This window comes from Belliella kenyensis (assembly GCF_022549675.1).
Classification (GTDB): domain Bacteria; phylum Bacteroidota; class Bacteroidia; order Cytophagales; family Cyclobacteriaceae; genus Belliella; species Belliella kenyensis.
This window is the reverse complement of the sequence record NZ_JAKZGR010000001.1, coordinates 46,777-70,851: the sequence shown is the minus strand read 5'-3', so window position 1 is coordinate 70,851 and position 24,075 is coordinate 46,777. Positions and strand designations below refer to the sequence as shown.

Genomic DNA, 24,075 nt, shown 5'->3' with positions numbered 1-24,075 from the left:
TTTGTAGGATGAAAGATTACCAAAAGATTGTAAGCCAAGTTTTATCCCAGTTAGGGTTTGAGGAATTGAAAGAGATTCAACATGAAATCATCACTAAGTTCCAAAATCATAAAAATGTAATCTTGCTTGCGCCAACTGGTTCTGGTAAGACTTTAGGATTTCTGATTCCTATGCTTCAAACTTTTGACCCTGATTCAAAAAACGTTCAAGGACTGATCATAGTACCGACTAGGGAGCTTGCATTACAGGTATTGGAAGTTTTCAAATCTATTAAATCTCCATTCAAAGCCACTTGCGTGTATGGTGGGCATGAAATGAGAATTGAAAGAAATGCGCTAGTTGACACCCCTGCTTTGGTGATTGGAACACCAGGAAGGTTGATCGATCATATAGCCCAAGAAAATATTGACCTATCTGATACCAAACTTATTGTCTTAGATGAATTTGACAAATCATTAGAACTGGGCTTTGAAGATCAAATAGGTGAGATATTCAAATCCATCAAGCTAAAACAAGGCTTTATTTTGACCTCCGCTACAGATTTGAGAAGATTACCAGATTTTTTACCATTCGATGATTCAGTTAAGCTTAATTTTATCGGTGAAACTGAAAAGAATCTGCTTAAACAAAAAGTTGTCCATGCTCAGACAAAGGTGAAGGGTGATATTTTGTTAAGCTTAGTATCTGGATTTAAAGGTGAGCAGTGCATTATTTTTTGTAATCACAGAGAAGCTGTGAATAGGTTGAGCCAATTTTTTCATGATTTTGAATACCCGCATGCCATCTTACATGGTGGTCTTGAGCAGCAAGATAGGGAAATAAACCTCATCAAATTTCGTAACGGATCTTCAAGCATCCTTATAGCGACTGATTTGGCCTCACGTGGTCTAGATATTCCAGATATCAAGCATGTGATTCATTATCAGCTTCCAAAACAAGAGGACGCTTACATCCATAGAAATGGGCGGACAGCCAGAATGGAAGCTGAAGGAACTAGTTATGTATTCCTTACAGATGATGAATATCTTCCTAGATTTATAGAAGGTGAGGTTGAGATTTGTAATCCAGATGAGAAACCTCAGGATCTGATTTTGCCAGCTTATGAATGTATTTTTATCAGTGCAGGAAAAAGTGATAAAATTAGCAAAGGGGATATTGTTGGACTCCTTACAAAAAAGGGGGGCATAAAAGGCGATGACATTGGGCAAATCTACATACTAGACAAAGCTTCCTACGTGGCTGTAAAAAGAAATCTTTCAGATAAACTTGTCCATCTTGTGAATAAGGAAAAGCTAAAAAAAGTAAAGGTGAAGATAGACATTGCCAAATAAATCAAGCAATTCATCCTTGAAAAAAAACTTACCCTCTTTATATCATCATTATTGAAAACATAAGGAGGGTAAATTAATTTGATACAAAGCCGCCTTTAGTCCAGGATATGTATTTTAAAGAAATAGAAGATTACTTCTGAGTAAAAACTTCAAACACCTGGCCTGCACTAATTGGAATAAATTAATATCATACTAGTTTTACATTCATCACATCATCTACATTGAGATTGAAAAACTCTCTATGGATGTTAAACATTGGCTCCCCTTCTGCTGGAACTTTTGCTTCGTAGGTTCCATCTTCTAGCATGCGGTAGGAATTGACATTGTCTCGTAGATTATAAGACAGTATATTCATCAATTGCTTTTCCAACAGCGGCGAATCTACCCTGAACAAGGATTCTAACCTTTTATCGAAGCTTCTCACCATCATATCGGCACTACCTGCATAGGTTCTTGTTTTGCCATTATTATGGAAGTGGTATATTCTAGAATGCTCCAAATAATCACCCACAATAGAAAGCACCTCGATGTTTTCGCTTAGGTTTTCTCTACCTGGTCTTAGACAGCAAATACCTCTGATGATTAGCTTAATCTTTACCCCTGCTTGGGATGCTCTATACAATGCATAAATAATTTCAGAATCTTCAAGAGAGTTTACTTTTATAAAAATACCACTAGGTAGACCCTGTTTTGCATTTTCTGACTCTTGGTCAATAAAACTAATCAATTGATTCCTCATATCACGAGGAGCAGTGATCAAACTGTCATATGTATCAGGTATAGAGTGCCCGGTGATTACATTAAAGAATTCAGATACATCATTTGCCAACACTTCATTGGTCGTCAGCAAACCAATATCAGTGTAAAGCCTTGCTGTATCCTCGTTGTAATTACCAGAGCCAAGATGGACGAAACGTGTGATTCTATTTTCATCTTTTTTTACGATGAGCATTAGCTTGGTATGTGTCTTGAGATTGGATATACCATAGATCACGAAACATCCCGCTTTTTGTAATTTCTTTGCTTCTCTGATATTATTTTCTTCATCAAACCTTGCCTTCACTTCGAACAATACGGAGACGTGTTTCCCATTTTCAGCTGCTCTGAGTAAAGCTTTCGTTATTCTTGAATCACTTGCCAGCCTATATATAGTCATCTTGATTGCCATCACATTGACATCATCTGCTGCTTTTTCTATCAGCTCCAAAATCGAGTCTATGTTATTATAAGGATGGTGCAAAAGGATATCTCTATTTTTCAATACTTGAAAAATATCTTCAGTACCTTCCTCAGGATAAGAGAGAGGATGAACAGGAGCTGGCATTTGAGGTAGCTTATCTTTGAATCGCTTGTTGCCTATCACTTGCCATAGACCTGTGAAGTCCATCATGCTGCGCCTATCTACTTTAAATATGCTATCGTCTTGAATGTTCCATCTCTCCTTGAGTAGGTTGATCATCCATTTGCTGTAACCTTCTTCAATTTCGATACGGACTACCCTGCCAGATTTTCTTTCATTGAGTTTACGCTTTACTTCTTCGAGGAAGTTAGCATCCATATCTTCACTTTCTTCAAGTGTAAAATCTCCATTTCTAGTGATTCGGAATAAGTTTACAGATTCAATATTGACATTTCTGAACAAGGAAATCAGATTCTCTCTAATCACTTCTTCGATCGGAATATAAATCACCACGTCTTCACGCTCCACTTCAAAGAATCTTGGAATATTAGCTGGAATTTGAACAAATGATAGTTTTCTATTTTCTTTCTTCTCACCTGGAGCTAAGGTCACTATACCAAACACCAAAAGCTTGTTCATCAAGATGGGAAAAGTTCTATATCCATCATAGACCATTGGTGTCAACATAGGGTATATGGCCTTTGTAAAATAAGACTTGATATATTCCTGCTCTTCAGGAGTAAGGTTTTTCACATTACTCAATCTAAATCCTGACTCTTCCATATTAGGAAGTAGATTCTTTTGAAAATGTTCTTGTTGAGATTTATGAAAATCTTGGCATTCAAGCATTAATTTCATCTTGAAAGGTTCTTCTCTCAATCCTGAATAATCGACTCTTTCTTTGTCATAATCTAAGTAATTGTACAAAGACCCTACCCTGATCATGAAAAACTCGTCCAAATTGGAAGCGGTAATCGCTAAAAATTTGAGCTTTTCAAAAATTGAACGGTTCTCCTTTACGGATTGGTCAAAAACTCTTTCATTGAACTTAATCCAACTCAAATCTCTACTTACCAAGTCGCTGGAATAAATGATACTATCGAACTTATCTTTGGTTGTTATTTGCATAATATTGATAAACTTAAGACAAAGCTAATTAATAATAATCCATAAAATCTTTCCGAAGTTTAAGAATTTATTAACGAAATAAAAAAAGGGAGCTTGTGCTCCCTTTAAAGAATTTATTAATAGGCTAACATCAAAATCAGGTATCGATTTTAGCGTATTTAGCATTTTTCTCAATAAAATCTCTTCTAGGAGGCACCTCATCTCCCATGAGCATACTGAACAAATGGTCTGCTTCTGCGGCAGATTCAATGGTAACTTGCTTCAGGGTTCTTGTGTTCGGGTCCATGGTGGTAGTCCACAATTGTTCTGGGTTCATTTCTCCTAATCCTTTGTATCGCTGCAAGTTGATACTATCTTCTTTACCTGTATCACCGACCATCTCTCGCGTGATGAGTTTTCTGTCTTCCTCGTTGTAGGCATACCTTTCATCCTTCCCTTTTTTCAATAGGTAAAGGGGTGGCTGAGCGATATAAACATATCCATTCTCAATCAAGCTTCTTAGATACCTAAAGAACAATGTCAAAATTAGGGTTCGAATGTGAGATCCGTCAATATCTGCATCCGTCATGATAATAATCTTATGGTATCTTAGATTTGTAAGGTCTAGCTCTCTATCTCCATTGATCGTACCGAATTTCACTCCAAGAGCAGTAAGTATATTTTTGATCTCATCATTATCATAGATCTTATGCTCATGTGCTTTTTCCACATTGAGGATTTTACCCTTGAGTGGTAAGATCGCTTGAAAATCTCTATCTCTACCTTGCTTGGCTGAACCTCCAGCTGAGTCCCCCTCTACGAGGTACAACTCACATACCGTAGGGTCTGAATTGGCACAATCCGCCAATTTACCAGGAAGACCACCACCTCCGAGTACGTTCTTTCTTTGAACCATCTCACGGGCTTTGCGGGCTGCATGTCTAGCTTGAGCTGCTAGTACTACTTTTCCTACAATGATCTTAGCTTCCTTGGGATGTTCTTCTAGCCATATCTGTAGTACTTCTGATACAGCACTATCCACAGCTCCCACTACGTCTGAGTTCCCAAGCTTAGTCTTCGTCTGTCCTTCAAACTGCGGCTCTGCTACTTTTACAGATATCACAGCTGTCAATCCTTCTCTAAAGTCATCTCCAGACACTTCAATCTTCAACTTATCCAGCATGCCAGATTTGTCAGCATAGCTTTTCAGGGTCCTAGTCAATGCCCTTCTAAAACCAGAAACGTGAGATCCACCTTCATAAGTATTGATGGTGTTCACATAAGAAACCACATTTTCGGAGTAAGATGAATTGTAGCTCATCGCTACTTGTACTGGTACTGAATTCTTTTCAGACTCTATGTAAATCGGTTCTTCTATGATCTTTTCTTTGGTATCATCGAGGTACTGAACAAACTCAACCAAGCCACCTTCTGAATAGAACTCATTGGATCTAGGAGTGCCGTCATCTTCTAGCTCTCTCAGATCCTTCAAGAAGATTCTGATTCCTGCATTCAAGAAAGCCATTTCTCTAAGTCTATTGGCTATCGTTTCGTATTTGTATTCAGTAGCATTGAAGATACTTCCATCAGGCTTGAAATGAATGATGGTGCCACGCTTGTCTGTTGTACCGATCTCTCTTACGTCATATTGTGGCACACCGATGGCATATTCTTGCTCATATACTTTACCACCTCTATGTACTGTGGCTTTTAGCATGGTTGACAGTGCATTCACACAGGATACACCTACGCCATGAAGTCCACCAGATACTTTGTATGTATCCTTATCAAACTTTCCTCCAGCATGAAGGACAGTCATTACTACTTCAAGAGCTGATTTCTTTTCTTTTGGGTGATAATCTGTAGGTATCCCTCTTCCATTATCTTCTACTGTTACGGAATTGTCTTCGTTGACAGTGACATGAATCGTGTCGCAGTGTCCAGCAAGTGCTTCATCTATGGAGTTGTCCACTACCTCCCATATCAAATGATGAAGTCCTTTGATTCCTACATCACCAATGTACATAGCAGGTCTCTTCCTTACGGCTTCCAACCCTTCTAATACCTGAATATTACCTGCAGAATAATCCTTATTGTTTTCTTGTTTGTTATCGCTCATAACTAATTTTAAGCTCCTACTTTTATATTAAAAAGAGAATTCATAGACTATGAATTAATCCGTAATAATACACAAAAAAATCGAGAGCACACAGCTTTAAGTTTTCAAAATTGCTGGGCAATCGCAGGTGTGATTATGTAACTATCTCTTACATGATCATGAATGATCATTTGCAATTTTCAATTTCTCTGATTTTCAGACACTACTGTATTAAAAGTTCAATATTGACCTGTGCTCAATAGAACTAAAGTACAAGCTTTAGCTACCTCTATACCATTTTCTTTTGCCTTCATTTCGAAAATTGGATTTTCAGTTCCGGGGTTAAAAATGATTCTTGAAGGTTTCAAACCTATCAAATAATCATACCATTCTTCTTGATGCTGTGGTCCTATATATAATGTAATGGTGTCCAAGTCTCTTATTTCTGGCATAGACTTGATATCTATGATTTCTTCTCCAAATAACACCCCTGATTTTATCCCAATAGGTACAAATGGTTGACCTTTTTTACCTAAAAGTTCAGCCGCTAAGTAAGCATACCTGGAGGGATTTGTAGTAGCTCCTACTATAAGTGTCTTTTTCATTGTCTACTGTTGAAATCTCTGTCTCTGTCAAATGTATCCATGTGCCTATGTTTTTTGCTCTCATAGATGTCATCAATTGTAATCAAAATACCTGTCTCTTCCACTGCGCCAAACTCATCATTGAGTGCTGTTCCGAAAGTTTTCATAGTTGGTGAAAGGTTCATATAAGTATTGATCAATGGCGGAATGTTTTCACCATTTGCACGTATTTTGGTATTCAAGACTTTATAGCCTTCCTTGTAGTTCAATCCTTCAAACAGATCCTTCATTTCTGAAATATCTGTCTCATAACCCAATTTCAAATCATCCAAAGGCCTCACCAACTCCATATTGTCGGGAAAATAGTGATTCATAAAGTAAAGTAATAGATCTCTAGATTGTCTGTGGTAATGTGGATACATCGTCACTTTTCCAAACAGATACTTTACTTCTGGATGAAGTTTCACCACAGCACCCAATCCATCCCAAAGGTTATCCAGAGAAAAAAGACCTTTTCTATTGTCTAAGCTAGGCTGATATTTGGGCTGTACAAAGGACCGACCTAATTCTATGGTATGAGGAATGTAGTCTTGTAAAAATGTTTCTGAAAACTTGAATAGATGAGCAGTCGAAAGATTAATCATTCCGTTTTCATCTATATTGGCATATTTACAATATATCAATCGATATCCAGCTACAATCTCTTCATCTTCTGGATTCCAAGTGATCAATTGCTGGTAACAATGCTCGCAAGTATCATTCTCATCTATATCAATCTCAAGACCAGTACCTCCTCCTGCTCCTCGAAAAGTCAATTCTCTCAATCTTCCAATTTCTCTAACTACGTTTGGAGCATTGTGATGATCTACTAAATAAATATGATTGTTACCATTGTTAGCATATCGAAGAAACCTTTCCGCTATCAACTCCTTTTTGAGTAGGTCTCTATCTACTGCAGGTATTAATTTTTGCATAATTCTTAATTTTTGGCAATTCGATACACCGTTTCTTTTACAACTTCTGCCCACTCTTTTTCATTTTTTGAGGCATCGAAATATTGATAAGGTATTGGTTTTCCGATGTGAATCACTACCTTCTTCCCTCGTTGTGAGAACATTTCATCCGCCAAATAAAACATCTCTATGTTGGCCTTTATCCCGATTTGCTTTCTCAATCTCGCTAAGTTATAAAAGAATCCAGAATTCTTGCCCTCAATATAAACAGGTACTACGTCTTTTTGATATTTTTTTGATTTAGAAATAAAACTTTTCTTCCATTCTAAGTCTTTTATTCCAGCATGCTGCTTTCTTGACACGAGACCCGCAGGAAAAACCAATACTGCATGATTTCCAGCGTAGGTATCCTCTATGAGCTTACTTACCTCTCTGCTGTTTGCCCCATGCTTGTTCACCGGAATAAACATAGGTTCAAAATTGGTGATATTGGTCAATATATCATTTACCAAAAACCTAATGTCTTTTCTATACTTTCCAAGAGCATGCATAAATGCAATTCCATCCATTCCACCTAGTGGATGATTTGAAGCAAAAATCACAGGTTTCTCCAAAGGAATATTTTCAGCCCCTGTGAGCTCTACGTGAACTCCAAATTCTTCAATCAAAGCATTTACAAAATCTAATCCATGCAATTGCCCATTTTTTAACATGATCTGATTTACTTCTTTTTCATGAACTATACGCTTCACATATTGGATCACGAACGAAGGCAACCATCGATGAAGGGTTGGATTTTTTTCCTTCAGGATTTTTTCAACATCTACAAATGGTTCTTTTGCTTTCACTTTTTTGTTATTTTAATCTTCACTCCTACCCAAAAGTTCCCTTTAATCTATTGATTATCATCAATATTCGAAGAAGCTTATCAAGAAGAAGTTTCTATTTATTTTGAAATTATAAAATTTCAAAAGCCTAAAATTAAAAAATTTTGGTGGAAATATATGTTTTATTTCAATATGCAAAATTTATTGATTAACTAAATATTGGCTGTCGCGTCTGTCATTAGTCTAAACTATATTTTCATTTGACACGAGATTATCGCAGAACCAATCAGTGGACTTTCTATATTTTACTCTTTTTCAATGGATGCTGGAGTACAAAATTAAAATCAGTGAATGATTATAGCTACTCACTAAAATTATATACATATTTTTGTGGCATGAAGGAAACTATTTTATCTCTTACGCCCCAGCATTGGGAAGATTATGAGTTGATCGATACAGGTGGATTTGAAAAACTTGAGCGATTTGGACCTTACATTCTCAGTAGACCTGAGCCGCAAGCGATTTGGGACAAAAGCATGAGTGCAGAAGATTGGAAGAAACAAGCTCATGCTATTTTTGCCAAAGAAAAAAACAACCCAGAGAAAGGTCAATGGATAGAGCAAAAGAAAATTCCTCACAATTGGCAAATCAAGTATCATGTGCCGCAGAAGCCAACTTTGAGCTTGAATTTAGCAATGACCTCTTTCAAACATATCGGTCTCTTTCCAGAGCAAGCTGTCAACTGGGATTATATTTTAGATACTGTAGACAAACTTCAAGTAGAGAATCCTAAAATCCTTAATCTTTTTGCTTACACTGGTGCTGCAAGTATTGCTGCGCGGGCAGCGGGTGCAGAAGTCACACATCTCGATGCAGTAAAACAAGTAGTGACTTGGTCCAAGCATAACATGGAATCCTCTGGACTTGAGGGTATTAGATGGATTGTGGATGATGCTATGAAATTCATCAAAAGGGAAGTCAGAAGAGGAAACAAATATCACGGAATCATACTCGATCCCCCTGCCTATGGAAGAGGTCCAGATGGAGAAAAATGGATTTTGGAAGAGCAAATCAATGAAATGCTTAAGCTATGTGCGGAACTTTTAGAGCCCAATCAGCATTTTTTGATCCTAAATATGTATTCTCTGAGCTTCAGTTCCATCATTGCAGCAAATCTTGTTCACTCGAATTTCAAAGAAGTCAATAATGCTGAACATGGTGAGTTATACTTAGTGGATAATTTTAACAAAAAACTACCGCTAGGAATCTTCTTTAGGTTCAGAAAGTTAAAATAATTCTAAAAATTACATATTTAGACTCAAGCAAAAAATCTCCTTTTCTCTTCCTTGTTGCGTAGAAAAGGTAAAATCCTAATGACACTAAAATCATCTCTATTCATGAATAATAGGCAACTATTCCTTTCTCATCTTGCTCAAACCACTGATTTTCCGCTTCTTATAGAAATAGAAAAAGCAGAAGGCGTATACATGTATGGAGCTCATGGTGAGAAATATATAGACCTGATTTCTGGAATAGGCGTCAGCAATGTAGGACACAGACATCCTAAAGTTCTCTCTGCTATTCATGAACAGCTAGACAAGTATCTACACCTAATGGTTTATGGTGAATATGTCCAAAGTCCTCAAACCTTATTGGCCAAGGCATTGTCCGATACACTTCCTTCTAGTCTGAACAATGTCTATTTGGTCAATAGCGGCAGTGAAGCTGTAGAAGGAGCACTGAAACTTGCCAAAAGGTATACCAATAGAAGAGAAATCATTTCCTGTGTCAATGCCTATCACGGCTCTTCACAAGGTGCGCTGTCTATTGGAGGAAATGAGATTTTTAAGAGATCCTACAGACCGCTACTTCCTGGTGTTCGAAATATTGAATTTGGTTCAATAGCTCAACTTACACATATTACCACTGATACCGCTGCCATAATTTTAGAAACTGTACAAGGTGAGGCTGGAATTCGTATAGCAGATTCTTCATATTTTCAAGCTTTGAGAAGAAGATGTGACGAAACTGGAACACTTCTAGTTTTGGATGAAATACAGGCTGGTTTTGGTAGAACAGGGAAGTTCTGGGCGTTTGAGCATTATGGAATTGTACCCGACATCTTGGTCTGCGCCAAAGGTATGGGAGGTGGAATGCCTATAGGAGCATTCATTGCTGACAAAGAGGTGATGGCTGTTTTCAAAAACAACCCACTTCTGGGTCATATCACTACTTTTGGGGGACACCCTGTGAGTGCGGCTGCATCATTGGCAACTATCAAAGTCATTTTAGAAGAAAGGCTAATTGAAGAAGTAGACAATAAAGCTGAACTATTCAAATCACTTCTGATTCACCCAAGAATAAAAGGAATCAGAAATAAAGGACTTATGATGGCTGTGGAGTTTGATTCATTTGATGTGCTAAAACCTATCATAGATCATGCTATAGCTAATGGAGTCATTACTGATTGGTTCCTGTTTTGTGATGATGCGATGAGGATAGCCCCTCCCCTAACCATTTCTAATGATCAAATCAAAGAAGCCTGCGACATTATCTTACGTGCAATAGACCAAGCTTAGAGATCAAACTTTTGTACATCAAGTAGGTTATCATATTGCTTGATGTTTATCTATTGACATTATAATTCTTTTTGAGTCAATTACTGTCATGTGATGAGATGAACTGACGGCTGTTTTATAAATTTACAGCATGCTTGATAGAGAATTCGCCATAGTAGATATAGAAACCACTGGAGGAAATCCTGGTGTTGGATTAGGGATTACAGAGATTGCAATTTTGATTCATAATGGCAAGGAGGTGATTGACAGGTATCAGACTTTGATCAATCCAGAGCGTTTTATTCCTGGGTTTATCACTGGTTTAACGGGAATAGATGCAAAAATGGTTGCCGATGCACCAACTTTTGAAGAAGTTGCACCTACTATATTTGAATTGCTGAACAACCGAGTTTTTGTAGCTCACAATGTAAACTTCGATTGTACTTTTATTCAAAAAGCTTTTGATCGTGTTGGGATTGTTTTCAAACCTGAAAAAATATGTACAGTAAGACAAAGTAGAAAAATCTTCCCAGGCATGAAATCTTACAGCTTAGGCCTGCTTTGTGAGCAGCTGGATATACCTATTCATTCTCGCCATAGAGCATTTGGAGATGCAGAGGCCACAGTTTTACTATTTGAAAAATTACTAAAAACAGCACCAGATACCATTAAAAGTGCTTTGAAAAAGAACAATGGTGAAGCGTTTTTGCCACCACATATTTCAAAGCAGCAATATGAAGAACTGCCCGAGAAGACAGGAATCTACTATTTTCATGATGTTCATGGTAAGATTATCTACGTCGGAAAAGCGCTAAATATCAAAAGTAGATTCAAAGGACATTTTACAGGAAGCTCACAAGGAAATGCAAAACACAAACTCAAGCAGGAAATCCATAAAGTAACTTGGAAACTTACTGGAAGCGAAATGCTTGCCTATTTGATAGAAATGCAAGAGATCAAGAAACTCTGGCCTAAGTACAACAAATCTCAAAAGTTCATCAGTGCTGGATGGCATGTGATCCAATATCTTGACGGTGCTGGATACATTCGGTTTCAAGTAGCAAAAGGTATAAACCTCCCCTCTTCGATTAGAGAATTTGAAAGTAATTTTGAAGCACGGAAATTTTTGACAGAAGCAGTTTCAAAATACAACCTATGCCCAAAGCTTGCAAGCTTGCAAACACCAAAAGGCGCTTGCTACGACTACCAAGTCAATACCTGCAAAGGCGCCTGTTGTGATCAAGAAACACCTTCAGCATACAATGAGCGAGTGGAGCAGTTCTTGAATAGTATTCAAGAAAAAGCTGATAGTATAATCATCAGAGACCAAGGGAGATCCCATTCAGAAAAATCAGCCATGCTGTTTGAGAAAGGAGTTTTCAAAGGCTATTGCTTCATAGATAATCAAGATGAAATCAATCAACATAGTGATATCATCGAGAGGTTGGAAATATTTTCAAGCCATAAAGAGACCAAATTTATTTTGCGAGCTTTTCTCCCAAAAATAAAAATGTCAGATATCATCGTTTTAGAATAATTCTAAAATATCTTTTTCAAATGGTATTGTTCACCCTATCATAGACCAGATCGATGCCAAGGGATAATGTGTTTTCCATTAAACCCTATTTCACCATCACATACTCATAGGTCGATTGGAATCCTAGAGGAATACCTAAGGTCCAATATACCAATAAGAAAATCGTCCAGACGATAAGAAGGGTAATGGCATAAGGTAACATGATGGAAACGAGTGTACCGATTCCTGTAGATTTTACATATTTCTGGCAGAATACCACAATCAAAGGAAAATAAGGTAGTAGTGGGGTGATGATGTTAGAAACAGAGTCTCCTACCCTATATGCCGCTTGTGTAAGGTCCGGTGAAATTCCCAACTGCATGAGCATGGGAACAAAAATCGGGCTGATAAGTGCCCACTTAGCCGACGCAGATCCTACAAACAAATTCACAACAGCTGTAAGCAAAATGATTCCAATGATTGTCAATTGTGCTGGAAGACCAAGTGATTGAAGAAATTCTGCTCCTTTGAATGCAGCAATACTCCCCATTTTTGAAGCTGTAAAAGCATAAATAAACAAAGCACAGAAAAAAGCCATCACAATATAATGTGCCATACTGCCCATTGCTTTGCTCATGCCTTCTACCATGTTTTTCATGGAAGTATAAGCACCACTTGCAAACCCATAAACCAAACCTGGAATCCAAAACAAAATAAATATTAAAGGAACGATTGAGGCCATCAATGGAGCAGTTCGGGAAGTAATATTTCCTTCTGGATCTCTCATTGCTGAATCTTCTGGAAGTACCCAAAAGAAAAGTAAAACTGAACCTAAGATCAATGTTCCAAAAGCAATCCAAAAAGCTTTTTTCTCCTTCGACTCCAATGTCTGCATCTCTGGAATGTCTTCTAAGTTTGCATCTACTTTGTTTGTCTTATTCAATCTTGGTTCGATTACTCTATCAGTCAAAAACCACACAACAGCTATCACCACAATACTAGATAACCCTGTGAATATAATGTTATTAAGTGGATTCAGTGAAATGTCTGCTTCAATAATCTGTGCTGCTGCTTGGGTATAACTCTGGATCATGGGATCGATACTAGATGGGATAAAATTGGCACTAAACCCACCAGAGACTCCAGCAAATGCCGCTGCTATTCCTGCCATGGGATGTCTACCAGCAGCATAAAATATCACTCCTCCCAAAGGTATAACCAATACATATCCTGCATCTGCTGCCGTATGACTCACTATAGCGACCAATACCAAAATTGGTGTGATCAACATCCTTGGAGTGACGCTAAGCAGATACTTCAATCCAGCATTGATAAATCCCGAATGCTCTGCCAAGCCTACACCCAACATGGCCAATAGCACTACGCCTAATGGCGGAAATCCAATAAAAATCCCAATCATGTTGGAAAGAAAATCAGCGAATCTATCCCCTTGAAGTAAATTGACAACTCGTAGGTCTTGGCCTGATATAGGATCGATAGCTTTGAAATCGATTGGTGCCAAAATAGCCGAAAATATCCAAGTCAAAATCAATAAGATCAAAAATAACATCGCTGGATCGGGTAGTTTATTTCCAGCTTTTTCTATAACATCTAAAAATATGTCAAGGGTCGATTTGTTCTTTTTCTCTAATTTTTCCATGATTTACACTTAAAATTGTTCAAAAGTAATAAGCTATATTGCATTTACAATGTATAGATTAGAAAAAACAACTGGAGTGTCTTATCTTGCCATCCAAATCTAATTATCAAATCAAGTATCAATGAAATTTCAAGCCACACTCCTAAGCTTAGCATTATGTTTATGTTCATCTATCGCTTTTGGACAAATTGTAGATAAAAAGAACTTAATCGAAAAAAATGCAAGCCTTGAAAAAGTAGCTGATGGGTTTGGATTTACGGAAGGTCCAGCTGTAACAAGGTTGGGTGATGTTTATTTTTCAGATCAACCAAACAATAAAATTTTCAAATGGTCATTTTTCACAAACAAAACGGAATTGTTTAAAGAAAATGCAGGAAGGTCAAATGGAATGTTTGTAGATAAAGACGGGAAGATCATCGCTTGTGCAGACGAAAAGAATCAAATATGGAGGATAGATGAAGATGGAAGCCATGAAGTGATCATAGAAAGTTTTCAAGGAAAAAAATTGAATGGTCCAAATGATCTTTTCATCACGCCATCTGGTACCATGTACGTGACAGATCCTCTTTACAAAAGAGATTATTGGACTAGAGAAGCCGTGTCTGAGCAAGGTGGCGAGCACCTTTATTTGGTATCTGCCGATCGTCTTCAAATCTTCAAAGTAGATGAAAACCTTGTGAAGCCAAATGGTATCGTAGGGACATATGATGGGAAAACACTCTATGTAGCTGATATAGAAGCAAATAAAACCTACAAGTATGATATCATTGAAGATGGATTCCTGACCAATAGACAGCTCTTTACAGAAAGAGGCTCAGATGGGATGACGATAGATGTGAAAGGCAATTTATACCTTACTGGTGATAAAGGTGTTTGGATTTACAATAGAAAAGGGGAAGAGATCGGACATATTCCTGTACCTGAAAAATGGACCGCAAATGTGGTATTTGCTGGCCCTGATAGAAAAACCCTTTTTATTACGGCTTCAGAAGCCGTATACAAAATCCGAATGAAAGTTCATGGAACCTATTAAGAATTGACTATACAATAGGTATTTCATAAGATTTCTTTTTCAAATGCAATGAATGCCACGATAATTTCTTGATCATTTTTTATTGGGTGAATAGTCAATTCACAATGGTAACTAGACTTATCTATTCTATAATTAATAATAGATTCTGTAAATGATATTCCCAATTTCAGTTTGCTTTTGATATTGGTTCTAGAAACCTGTGTAGTGTGTTTACCTTGTAATATTCTTGGTCTTTTTCCAATAGCAAAGGACTTATTATATCCAGTCATTTGCTTAAAGCCATCATTTACCCAGATGATCTGTTGAAATTGGTCAGTAATTACAATCGCTTCATAGTCATATTCGAACAAAATATTCCAATCAATTACCCAAGCATGATCTTGACTTAATTTTGTCAAAAACCTAAATTCTGCGTTTTTTTTAATAATCGCTGCATCGGAACTCCTTTGTTCTCCTACGATATCCCAGCACCAAAGTGGGAATTTCACTTTTTCTAATTCAGACATTTCATGAATTAATTTTCAAATGAATACAATTTCTTTTACTTTATAAATTCTAAATCTGATTATACGCTTTTTTGCCAGTAACTTCAATTCATTGGCTCAACAGGTTGTTAATGGTCAATATCCATAAGTATCCAATATCAATTTATATCAGAAGTTAGATAAATCGGAATTTTGTAATGTTATTGACAAAGTTCCGTATATCCATAATTCTAAACCTGATGATGAATCAACTACAGAGTAATTAAGTGCCTTTATAGCATTGGAGCTAGGTTTAAATCATATTCCCAAAACTATAAAGGCATAACTTTAATTTTGATTCTCCCCTATCTCAAATCAATTACTCGAGATATTGTTTAAGGTAAACGCCCTCTCTTTTGAATGAAGACGCATTTCTTTTGCAGCTAATACCATTTGCTCCAAAGCCTTTCGGGTTTCATCCCATTTTCTAGTCTTCAAACCACAATCTGGGTTTACCCAAAGTTGTTGGTCTGGAATCACGAGAGCTGCTTTTTGAAGCAATTCCACCATTTCATTTTTGGAAGGAATTCTAGGTGAATGAATGTCATATACACCTGGACCAATTTCATTTGGATAATTGAAGTCTGCAAATGCATCCAAAAGCTCCATTTGTGAACGAGAACACTCAATGGTGATCACATCTGCATCCATGTTTGCAATATGGCTTATAATATCATTGAACTCTGAATAACACATATGGGTATGGATCTGGGTTCGATCTTTTACTCCACTTGCAGAAAGCTTAAAAGCTCCAATTGCCCAGCTCAAGTATGATTCCCAAGCTTCTTTTCGTATAGGTAATCCTTCCCTCAAGGCAGGTTCATCAATCTGAATGATCTTCACTCCTTCTCGCTCTAGATCCTTTACCTCATCTCTTATAGCCAAAGCTATCTGATGGCATGTCTGACTTCTTGGCTGATCATCGCGGACAAAAGACCATTGCAATATTGTCACGGGTCCAGTTAGCATCCCTTTTACAAATTTGTCAGTAAGAGATTGAGCATACTTGGTCCAATATATCGTCATAGGTTCAGGCCTAGACACATCACCATAGATGATCGGTGGCTTCACACACCTGCTTCCATAGCTTTGAACCCATCCATAAGATGTAAAGGCAAAACCTCTCAATCTTTCGCCAAAGTATTCGACCATATCATTTCTTTCAAACTCACCATGAACCAACACATCCAATCCAATTTCTTCTTGCGCTAAAATGGTCTTTTTGGTCTCTTCTTGAATAAACGATTGATATTCTTCAGCTGTGATTCTACCAAATTTGAAATCTGCTCTTGCCTTTCTGACTTCAGTCGTTTGAGGAAATGATCCAATCGTTGTGGTTGGATATTTTGGAAGATTCAAAATTTTTCCTTGAATTGATCTTCTAATAGAAAACTCGCTGTTTCTCTCAAAATCAGATTTTTTTACTTCCTTTAATCTCTGCTTAACATTTTCATGATGAATTAAGCTTGAATTCTTTCTGCTTTCAATGGCTCTCTGGTTTCTATCGTAGATTTCAGATGTCAATTCACCTTCAACGCTACCCGTAAGTAGTTGGTTTAAAACTGCATCTTGTGCTAGCTCTTTTAAATCTTGAAGTTCATTCAATTTTTGCTTAGCAAAAGCAAGCCAAGATTTGATAGAAGTATCGAGGGTGCTTTCACTATTCAGATCACACGGACTATGCAATAAAGAACATGAAGGCGCTAGAAATATTTGATCCTTAGCTACAACTGACTTTACCTTTTGAATCAAAGTCAATGATTCGTGGTAATCGTTTTTCCACACATTTCGACCATCTATGATTCCCAGAGAAAGCGATAGATTTTGAGGCTTCTTGGTCAGTATTTCAGTCAGTTGGTCACCTCCTCTCACCAAGTCCACATGAAGACAGCAGACAGGTAGTGAAAGAGCTAATGATACATTATCCTCTAAACTACCAAAGTATGTTGCTAAGAGTGTCTTGAGATGCGGAAATTCCTTTTTGATTTTGCTATAAGTAGTCAGAAAAGCTTGTTTCTCTTTTTCCTTCAAGTCTAAGGCTAAGAAAGGCTCATCAAACTGTACCCACTCGACTCCATGAGCAATAAGCTTCTCCAAGATTTGAAAATAAACAGGTAGAAGGTTTTCGATCAAGTCGATGCTGTCAAATCCAGCTTCTTTTTCTTTACCCAACAACAAAAATGAAATTGGTCCTAGAATTACAGGTTTTGTTTTGAAGCCTGCAAGTTTGGCTTCTGTATATTCCTGAATGATTTTAGTAGAAAACAGTTTGAATGTCTGTCCTTTATGAAACTCAGGAACTATATAATGATAATTGGTATCAAACCACTTTGTCATTTCCATGGCTTTGATATCAAGTCCTCTATCTTGATAACCTCTTGCCATGGCAAAATATAGGTCGATCTCAGCATTAGATTTGTCTAAAATCACAGGGTGATATCGCTCTGGTATAGCACCAAGGCTAAATGCCATGTCCAAGACATGATCATAATAAGAGAAATCATTGGATGGAATCAAGTCTATTCCATTATCCTGCTGAATTGTCCAGTTTGCAAGTTTGATTTCATTGCCTCTTTGAAAGAGTTCTTGACGAGAGATTTTTCCGGCCCAATAGTTTTCACAAGCCTTTTTCAATTCACGCTGACTACCTATTCGCGGATAGCCTAAGTTATGCGTTTGCATGGTCTTTTAACTTTATTTGTTTGAAAATAAATAGGTTAAAAGCTCATCACAAGATTCAGCAATGCTTTTGGGTAAGATGCAATTGAAAAGTAAATGGAAAATGAGGTGACAAGACACAGCATTTCCATTTGAGAACATATCCATATGTTCTCATGAATCTGTTTTACCAGAAGAATTAGCATTACTTCTCTTTTAAGGTAAACAGAATCATACTTGACCATAAGCTTCAAATCGCGAAAGCATTGTCATTTCGAAAAAGGCAGGTCTCCTGACTTGTAACAGTTTCTGCCATCCTTCCCATTCTCAAATTAGTGAACAGTGGATATGCTTGGGCAAAAACCTTTGGTGTGTTACTTACAGTTGCGCGACAGCTCGTGATTTGCACACGATTCCCTTTTAATACACAGCTAAGTATAACCGATTTCGGATGATAAAGAATGATGTAAAGAACTTCAATTCACAAAGCTAGCAAAAAGCCTATAGCAAGTTTATCATTCTTTAAGTTTTAAGTAAATCTTTGTGGATTTAGCCAGATTGATAAAAAGTGGAATTCAATCACCAAATTTTATTTGGTGATTGAATTTGTTTTTTTAGACAATGTTCATCCAAACCAGAGGCAATGGCTAAGACATTTCTACTTTACTAAGCTTTATTTTCTAAGGCAAATAATCGTCTATTGGAAATGTCTTCAAAGGAAAATAAACTTTAAAACCTCATTCTAATCCCAGAATTTACATTTCCGATGGTACCTAATCCAAACTCAATAAAACACCAAAATAATTTACAGGATAAAATGTTGCTCCTGTCAATAGACCTGCATGATAACTGATATCCTCATGTGTAAGAGAGAAGGTGTAGTCTATATTTGTATCAGGAGAATTATGGGCATTTCTATCGAATCTATTTGTTACTTTATTGACCAATATGCCTCCGGATTAGTTTAGGTAAACTTCCGACTTGTCAGCTGGAAGTATACTTTTGCTAAATTTTTCTAAAACTCCTCCCAAAGGTCCGATAGGTTATAAGGGCTTTTGGAACCTGTAAAAAAAGTACCATCAATAAACCGATATTGGGTTGTAATAGCATTCAATGCCTTGAAATCTTCTACTTCAAATTCAATAGAGCCTGCTTCCAAATTCTGTTTGATCCTCTCTTCGTTTACTGACTTGGGAATCACAGCAATATCCCTATGCACCGAAAAAGCTATCAATATTTGAGCTGGGCTAACTTTATACTTATCTGCCAAGCTCAATACAAGATGATCTTCGAAAAGTTTTGGTTCATCTGATTTTTTGCTTGATATAGACCTATCACCTGATCCAAGTGGAGAATAAGCTGTCATCAGCATCCCTTTATCTTTGCAAAAATTCACTAGCTTTTCTTGTCTCAGATAAGGGTGCATTTCTACTTGATTCAATTCTGGACCTTGTCCTCCTATAGCAAACAACTCTTTGAGTTTTTCAGTATTGAAGTTAGAGACACCTATATGCCTTGTTAATCCTTCTTGTTGCATTTGTTGCATACCTTGCCAAGTTTGAGCTAATGGTACATCAGCATAGGTATAAAACTGCTCCCTACTTTCAGCGAAACCAACCCCCTTTTTGAAGCTTACAGGCCAATGGATCAAATACAAATCCAGATAGTCGAGCTGTAAATCTTTAAGTGTTTTTTGAATACCAATCTTAACATCTTCTTTTCTATGACTATCGTTCCATAGTTTGGATGTGACAAATAAATCCTTTCTGCTAACTATTCCACCTGCCAATGCATCCTTCAAAGCTTTACCAACTTCTATCTCGTTATCGTAGATTGCAGCACAATCAATATGTCTATAACCTGCTTTCAATGCTGATAAAACAGCTTGGTATACTTCTCCAGGCTTAGATTTCCAAGTGCCCAATCCTATGATTGGTATTTGATCTCCATTTTGAAATGATAAAGACTTCATAGACTAATTTCAGTTGGCTTGTTTCAAGGATAAATATACATATAAAACTCCTCCTAGTTATAAAAAATCAAAGAGTTTCTGATATTTAAAATGGATTCTGAGCACTTAATATCACCGCTTCTGCTGCTTTTCTACCAGATGTCATAGCAGCATTGATCGAGCCATTGAGCATATAGTCACCAGCCAAAAACACATGATCATTAAGTTTTGAATTGGTAAATGGAAGGTTTGCTTTCATATCATCTACTTGAGGAAGTGCCTCTTTGATTTTGTAAGTTTTGATATGTTTAAAAAACTCAGCACTGATGCCACTCAAAGCTTCTAATTCAATTTTGATCAAATCAACCAATGAACCTTCATTTTTCACCGGCTTAGTTACAGAAACTGACAAGAGTGCTTTACCCGAAGAACTGTAATACTTACTAACATCGGTCATAAATACCAAATTGTTTATCAAAAATTTTTCATCTGGAACAAGGGCTATTAGTGGCTGTATCATAAAAGATCTTTCGAGGGAGAAATATAGATTATAAACAGATCGGCTAGGTTTAAATTCACCTTTCAACTGATCTATAACCAAATCAGGTCTACAAGTAACTATGATTTTTTCCGCTTCAATAATTTCTCCATTTTGAAGTGTGATCTTAGGACCTTCTATAGATAATACAGGAGTGTTCAGTCTGATTTCAGTGTGCGTAAGTTTATTTTTAAGATAATTTGCTATCTCTCCCATTCCCTTTTCTGGTACAGCAGCATGTCCTTCTCCAAACATTTTGAATACAAATTGGAACATTCTACTCGAAGTATTCAATTCGTTTTCTAAAAAAATTCCACTAAAAAATGGTTTAAAAAAATTATTTATGATCTTACTAGAAAAACCATATTCTTTCAAATAGGCTAAAGTAGTTAAAGATGGAGATTCGAATATTTCATCAATTGATTTTCTACTTAATTCTAAATTAAGTTTTCTAATCTTTAATTTATCAGATAAGCTACCCACTTTTGACAAAATCATACTAATCAGTTGACTAGGGTTTCTCATTGGATCACTTATCGTATAGCTATTTCCTGGGTGGATAATCCTAGCTCCAGGAGTAAAAAATTTCAAATTCAATGCATCATAATCAAGGTATCTTCTGGCTTCTGGATAGGCAGTCAACAAAACTTGGAAGCCTCTATCCAACAAAAACCCTTCATGTAAATCAGTGGCAATTCTGCCTCCAACTCGATCAGAAGATTCCAAAATAATAGGGGTATTTCCCGATCTTTCAAGCTCAAATGCTGCAATTAGTCCTGAGACTCCTGCTCCGATGATATATACATTCATTTCAATATTCTGCTGTTCCTATACTTGTAGACTAAATTCATCTAAAATTGTTTAATAACTGTAATACAAAAACCAAAGATGAATTCCCTAAAATTAAATAATCGATCAATTCTAAACAATATGTAATTAAAGAAGTAGAGAATGATAGGTGTCAATTACATTTTTCACGACTTGATCGATTTCTTCCTTTGTAGTCATCCTACCTAGACTAAATCTGAGGGACGATCTCCCCAATTCCGATTCAATGCCCATTGCAGCCAGTACATGGGAGGGCTTGGGTGAAATGCTCGTACATGCAGATCCTGAGCTTACAGCCACATGCTGATTCACAGCCCTAAGAAATTCATCCCCTTCTACACCTTCAAAGGTTACATTTGAAACATGTGGCAGTCTCAAAGTTTGACTTCCATTCAATACTGTGCCTTGGATAGCTGTAAGCCTCATTTCCAAATAATCTCGCAACTTTATAAGTCTTTCAGATTCTTCATACATTACTTGACTAGCTAATTCTGCCGCAGCTCCTAATCCTACTATTCCAGGTACATTTAGTGTCCCACTCCTGAAATTTTTCTCTTGCCCACCTCCTTCTATCATGGCAATGGGTTTTGGTAGATGATGGTTGTGCCTGATGAAGAGTGCACCTACTCCTTTGGGTGCATAGAACTTGTGCCCTGATAGGGCCAACAAATGTACACCCTTTACATCTACAGGGATTTTACCAACTGCCTGAACAGCATCAGTAAAAAAGATAATTTGGTATTTTTCAGCGATTTTGATGAGTTTATCTATCGGATGGATTACTCCTGTTTCATTGTTTGCCCACATGAGACAGATCATCTTTGTCTTGGGAGTGATGTTTGATTCGAGTAAGTCAAGATCAATATCCCCGTTTGATTTGACAGGAAGTATAGTGACCGAAGCACCCTTAAGTCTAATACTTTCTAAAGTATCTAATACAGCTTTGTGCTCAGTGACACACGAAATATAATGCTGTTCTTCTCCTTTGTAATGCTCAAATACTCCTTTAATACCCAAATTGATCGCCTCAGTTGCTCCAGAAGTAAAGATTACTTCTTTGGATCTTGCTCCTATGAGACTTGAAAGTTGGTCACGAGCAAGTTCTACGGCTTGCTCAGCTACCCAACCATAAGGATGACTCCTACTTGATGCATTTCCATAAAGAGTAGAAAAATAAGGAATCATGACTTTCAAAACTTCTGGATCTACAGGTGTAGTTGCATTATAATCCAAGTATATTGGGTATTCCATTCTTTTATATGCTTAACTTTATTGTTCTAAATGTAATTGCTAAAAATAACCTAAACAAAATCAAATTGCAGTTAGTTTGTTTGGGCGATTAACTCCGCATTTGAAATGAATGAGTTTTGCAATTGTTTTATGTAATTCGCAATGATTCCGCATAAATAAAACTATCATCTGTTATGCAAGAAGTATGGACCTTTGGTATAGATCCAAAAGAAGAATTTAAAACAAATGAAGATTTGATCAAAAAGCAGGTTGAGTTGAACCAAAAAGAACTCGGTATCATGCTTAGCTACTATTATAAGTCACAGGGGGCTGTAGTAGAACAAGTTAAGTTTATTTCTACAATGGCTTCTATGGAAGATAATACTGCGAAAGTTATGTTAGGTTTTGCAGTGATTCATTTCAATGCCTGTCTAAATATTCATGATCAAAAACAAGAAAGAATTGAAATACAGGTAAAAGTAGTAGAAAATGAGATCACTTTCATAGGGCCAGAAATTATGGAGAGAGGAATGGACGAGATTTAGTAAGTACCTAAAATCCCCATGAAATTGTTGTAATCGATTGATTTATAGTTCCAATAGACCTTTCAGGGTATACTCGATTATTTATCATAAATGAATGGTAGTCTATAAAAACTTGGAAGGTCTACGGATTTTAGAAGAAAACAATAAATTATAGTCTTGAGCATCATCAATTTATAAGTAAAAGTAAATATTATTTCCTTTGCTAAATCAAGTTTAATAAATTTGAACCACATTCAATCTAATATCATTTAAATGGGAGCACAAGAAAGGGTACAAAAGGAAAAGTTAATTTTAGATACGGCCATCAAGCTATTTACTGAAAAAGGATTTCATGGAACAAAAATGGATGAAGTAGCCAAAGGAGCAAATATATCCAAAGGACTTACCTACTTCTATTACAAAAACAAGGAAGACCTTTATATGGCGGTCACCAAAAAGGCCTTTGATCATTTGAAAGATATTTTTAGAGATATCTATCGTTCCAAAAATAAGAATGGAATGGAAATGTTGGTAGATTTGATATCCAAATATATGGACTTCAGTCAAGAGCAACGAATGTATTATGAAGCCATTCTTAACTTTATGGGCTTAATGAACCAATACAATGATAAGGAACTTCGCAGTCAAATGGATCCATTGATTCTAGAAAGTGTTCATTTCAACAAACTTCTCGACATACATCATGATTGTGGCAAGATTGGAATACAAATAGTTTCTTTAGGTATCAAGGACGGAAGCATCAGGCCTGAATTACAGCCGGAGATCACTTTTTACACGCTTTGGAGCATGCTAATAGGCTATGAGCGATTGAATGGACCTATCAATTATGAAATGAAGGAAATTAAAATCCATGTAGAAAACTGGAAGCCAGGATTTATCAAAATGATGCAAGACCTCCTTAGAGGAACAATTCGACCTAGCAGATCTCCTGGTGTACAAGGCAGTTTATTCTAA

General features: G+C 36.7%; 19 protein-coding genes and 1 riboswitch. Of the genes, 7 read left to right on the top strand and 12 right to left on the bottom strand.

Features of this window, described 5'->3' with window-relative positions:
- Window positions 1-8 precede the first annotated feature (8 nt).
- Window positions 9-1,331, top strand: a complete 1,323-nt coding sequence (locus MM214_RS00280) for a DEAD/DEAH box helicase (RefSeq protein WP_241290719.1) — start codon at window positions 9-11, stop codon at window positions 1,329-1,331.
- A gap of 187 nt (window positions 1,332-1,518) precedes the next feature.
- Here the strand turns inward: MM214_RS00280 and ppk1 are convergent, their stop codons facing one another.
- The 5 genes from ppk1 to MM214_RS00255 form a co-directional block, all read right to left on the bottom strand.
- Window positions 1,519-3,639: a polyphosphate kinase 1 gene (gene ppk1, locus MM214_RS00275; protein WP_241290717.1), complete on the bottom strand. Its 2,121-nt coding sequence runs from the start codon at window positions 3,637-3,639 to the stop codon at window positions 1,519-1,521.
- 136 nt (window positions 3,640-3,775) lie between these two features.
- Window positions 3,776-5,737, bottom strand: a complete 1,962-nt coding sequence (gyrB, locus tag MM214_RS00270; RefSeq protein WP_241290715.1) for a DNA topoisomerase (ATP-hydrolyzing) subunit B — start codon at window positions 5,735-5,737, stop codon at window positions 3,776-3,778.
- Between the two features lie 218 nt (window positions 5,738-5,955).
- On the bottom strand, window positions 5,956-6,321 hold the full coding sequence (locus tag MM214_RS00265) for a CoA-binding protein (RefSeq protein ID WP_241290713.1): 366 nt from the start codon (window positions 6,319-6,321) through the stop codon (window positions 5,956-5,958).
- A complete protein-coding gene (locus MM214_RS00260) occupies window positions 6,318-7,274 on the bottom strand; it encodes a GNAT family N-acetyltransferase (protein ID WP_241290711.1) in 957 nt (318 codons plus the stop codon). Before MM214_RS00260 ends, MM214_RS00265 begins: the two co-directional genes overlap by 4 nt.
- Before the next feature lie 5 nt (window positions 7,275-7,279).
- The gene (locus tag MM214_RS00255) at window positions 7,280-8,101 is read right to left on the bottom strand and encodes a 1-acyl-sn-glycerol-3-phosphate acyltransferase (protein WP_241290709.1); all 822 of its coding nucleotides are present in this window, start codon (window positions 8,099-8,101) and stop codon (window positions 7,280-7,282) included.
- Between the two features lie 374 nt (window positions 8,102-8,475).
- Between MM214_RS00255 and MM214_RS00250 the strand changes: the two genes are divergently transcribed.
- From MM214_RS00250 to MM214_RS00240, 3 genes are all read left to right on the top strand, one after another.
- Window positions 8,476-9,375, top strand: coding sequence for a class I SAM-dependent methyltransferase (locus MM214_RS00250; RefSeq protein WP_241290706.1), 900 nt, complete (start codon window positions 8,476-8,478; stop codon window positions 9,373-9,375).
- A gap of 102 nt (window positions 9,376-9,477) precedes the next feature.
- A complete protein-coding gene (locus tag MM214_RS00245) occupies window positions 9,478-10,659 on the top strand; it encodes an aspartate aminotransferase family protein (protein ID WP_241290704.1) in 1,182 nt (393 codons plus the stop codon).
- A gap of 130 nt (window positions 10,660-10,789) precedes the next feature.
- A complete protein-coding gene (locus MM214_RS00240) occupies window positions 10,790-12,175 on the top strand; it encodes an exonuclease domain-containing protein (protein ID WP_241290702.1) in 1,386 nt (461 codons plus the stop codon).
- Window positions 12,176-12,260: 85 nt separating this feature from the next.
- On the opposite strand, the gene MM214_RS00235 is transcribed toward MM214_RS00240, so the two are convergent.
- On the bottom strand, window positions 12,261-13,814 hold the full coding sequence (locus MM214_RS00235) for an AbgT family transporter (protein WP_241290700.1): 1,554 nt from the start codon (window positions 13,812-13,814) through the stop codon (window positions 12,261-12,263).
- 121 nt (window positions 13,815-13,935) lie between these two features.
- Here MM214_RS00235 and MM214_RS00230 point away from each other — a divergent pair, with 121 nt between their 5' ends.
- Window positions 13,936-14,847: an SMP-30/gluconolactonase/LRE family protein gene (locus MM214_RS00230; protein WP_241290698.1), complete on the top strand. Its 912-nt coding sequence runs from the start codon at window positions 13,936-13,938 to the stop codon at window positions 14,845-14,847.
- Between the two features lie 23 nt (window positions 14,848-14,870).
- On the opposite strand, the gene MM214_RS00225 is transcribed toward MM214_RS00230, so the two are convergent.
- From MM214_RS00225 to MM214_RS00200, 6 genes are all read right to left on the bottom strand, one after another.
- Window positions 14,871-15,353 carry a PAS domain-containing protein gene (locus tag MM214_RS00225; protein ID WP_241290696.1) on the bottom strand — a complete coding sequence of 161 codons (483 nt, stop codon included), beginning with the start codon at window positions 15,351-15,353 and terminating at the stop codon, window positions 14,871-14,873.
- Between the two features lie 333 nt (window positions 15,354-15,686).
- Window positions 15,687-18,053, bottom strand: coding sequence for a 5-methyltetrahydropteroyltriglutamate--homocysteine S-methyltransferase (metE, locus tag MM214_RS00220; protein WP_241290694.1), 2,367 nt, complete (start codon window positions 18,051-18,053; stop codon window positions 15,687-15,689).
- A gap of 241 nt (window positions 18,054-18,294) precedes the next feature.
- Window positions 18,295-18,490, bottom strand: a riboswitch (cobalamin riboswitch).
- 312 nt (window positions 18,491-18,802) lie between these two features.
- Entirely contained in the window at window positions 18,803-18,976 is a 174-nt protein-coding gene (locus MM214_RS00215; protein WP_241290692.1) for a hypothetical protein, read from the bottom strand.
- A gap of 68 nt (window positions 18,977-19,044) precedes the next feature.
- The gene (locus MM214_RS00210) at window positions 19,045-20,001 is read right to left on the bottom strand and encodes an aldo/keto reductase (protein ID WP_241290690.1); all 957 of its coding nucleotides are present in this window, start codon (window positions 19,999-20,001) and stop codon (window positions 19,045-19,047) included.
- A gap of 85 nt (window positions 20,002-20,086) precedes the next feature.
- Complete coding sequence (locus tag MM214_RS00205; protein WP_241290688.1) at window positions 20,087-21,328, bottom strand: protoporphyrinogen/coproporphyrinogen oxidase; 1,242 nt, start codon at window positions 21,326-21,328, stop codon at window positions 20,087-20,089.
- A 126-nt stretch (window positions 21,329-21,454) separates the two neighbouring features.
- Complete coding sequence (locus MM214_RS00200; RefSeq protein WP_241290686.1) at window positions 21,455-22,597, bottom strand: cysteine desulfurase family protein; 1,143 nt, start codon at window positions 22,595-22,597, stop codon at window positions 21,455-21,457.
- A gap of 173 nt (window positions 22,598-22,770) precedes the next feature.
- Between MM214_RS00200 and MM214_RS00195 the strand changes: the two genes are divergently transcribed.
- Window positions 22,771-23,121: a hypothetical protein gene (locus tag MM214_RS00195; protein WP_241290684.1), complete on the top strand. Its 351-nt coding sequence runs from the start codon at window positions 22,771-22,773 to the stop codon at window positions 23,119-23,121.
- Between the two features lie 252 nt (window positions 23,122-23,373).
- Entirely contained in the window at window positions 23,374-24,075 is a 702-nt protein-coding gene (locus tag MM214_RS00190; RefSeq protein ID WP_241290682.1) for a TetR/AcrR family transcriptional regulator, read from the top strand.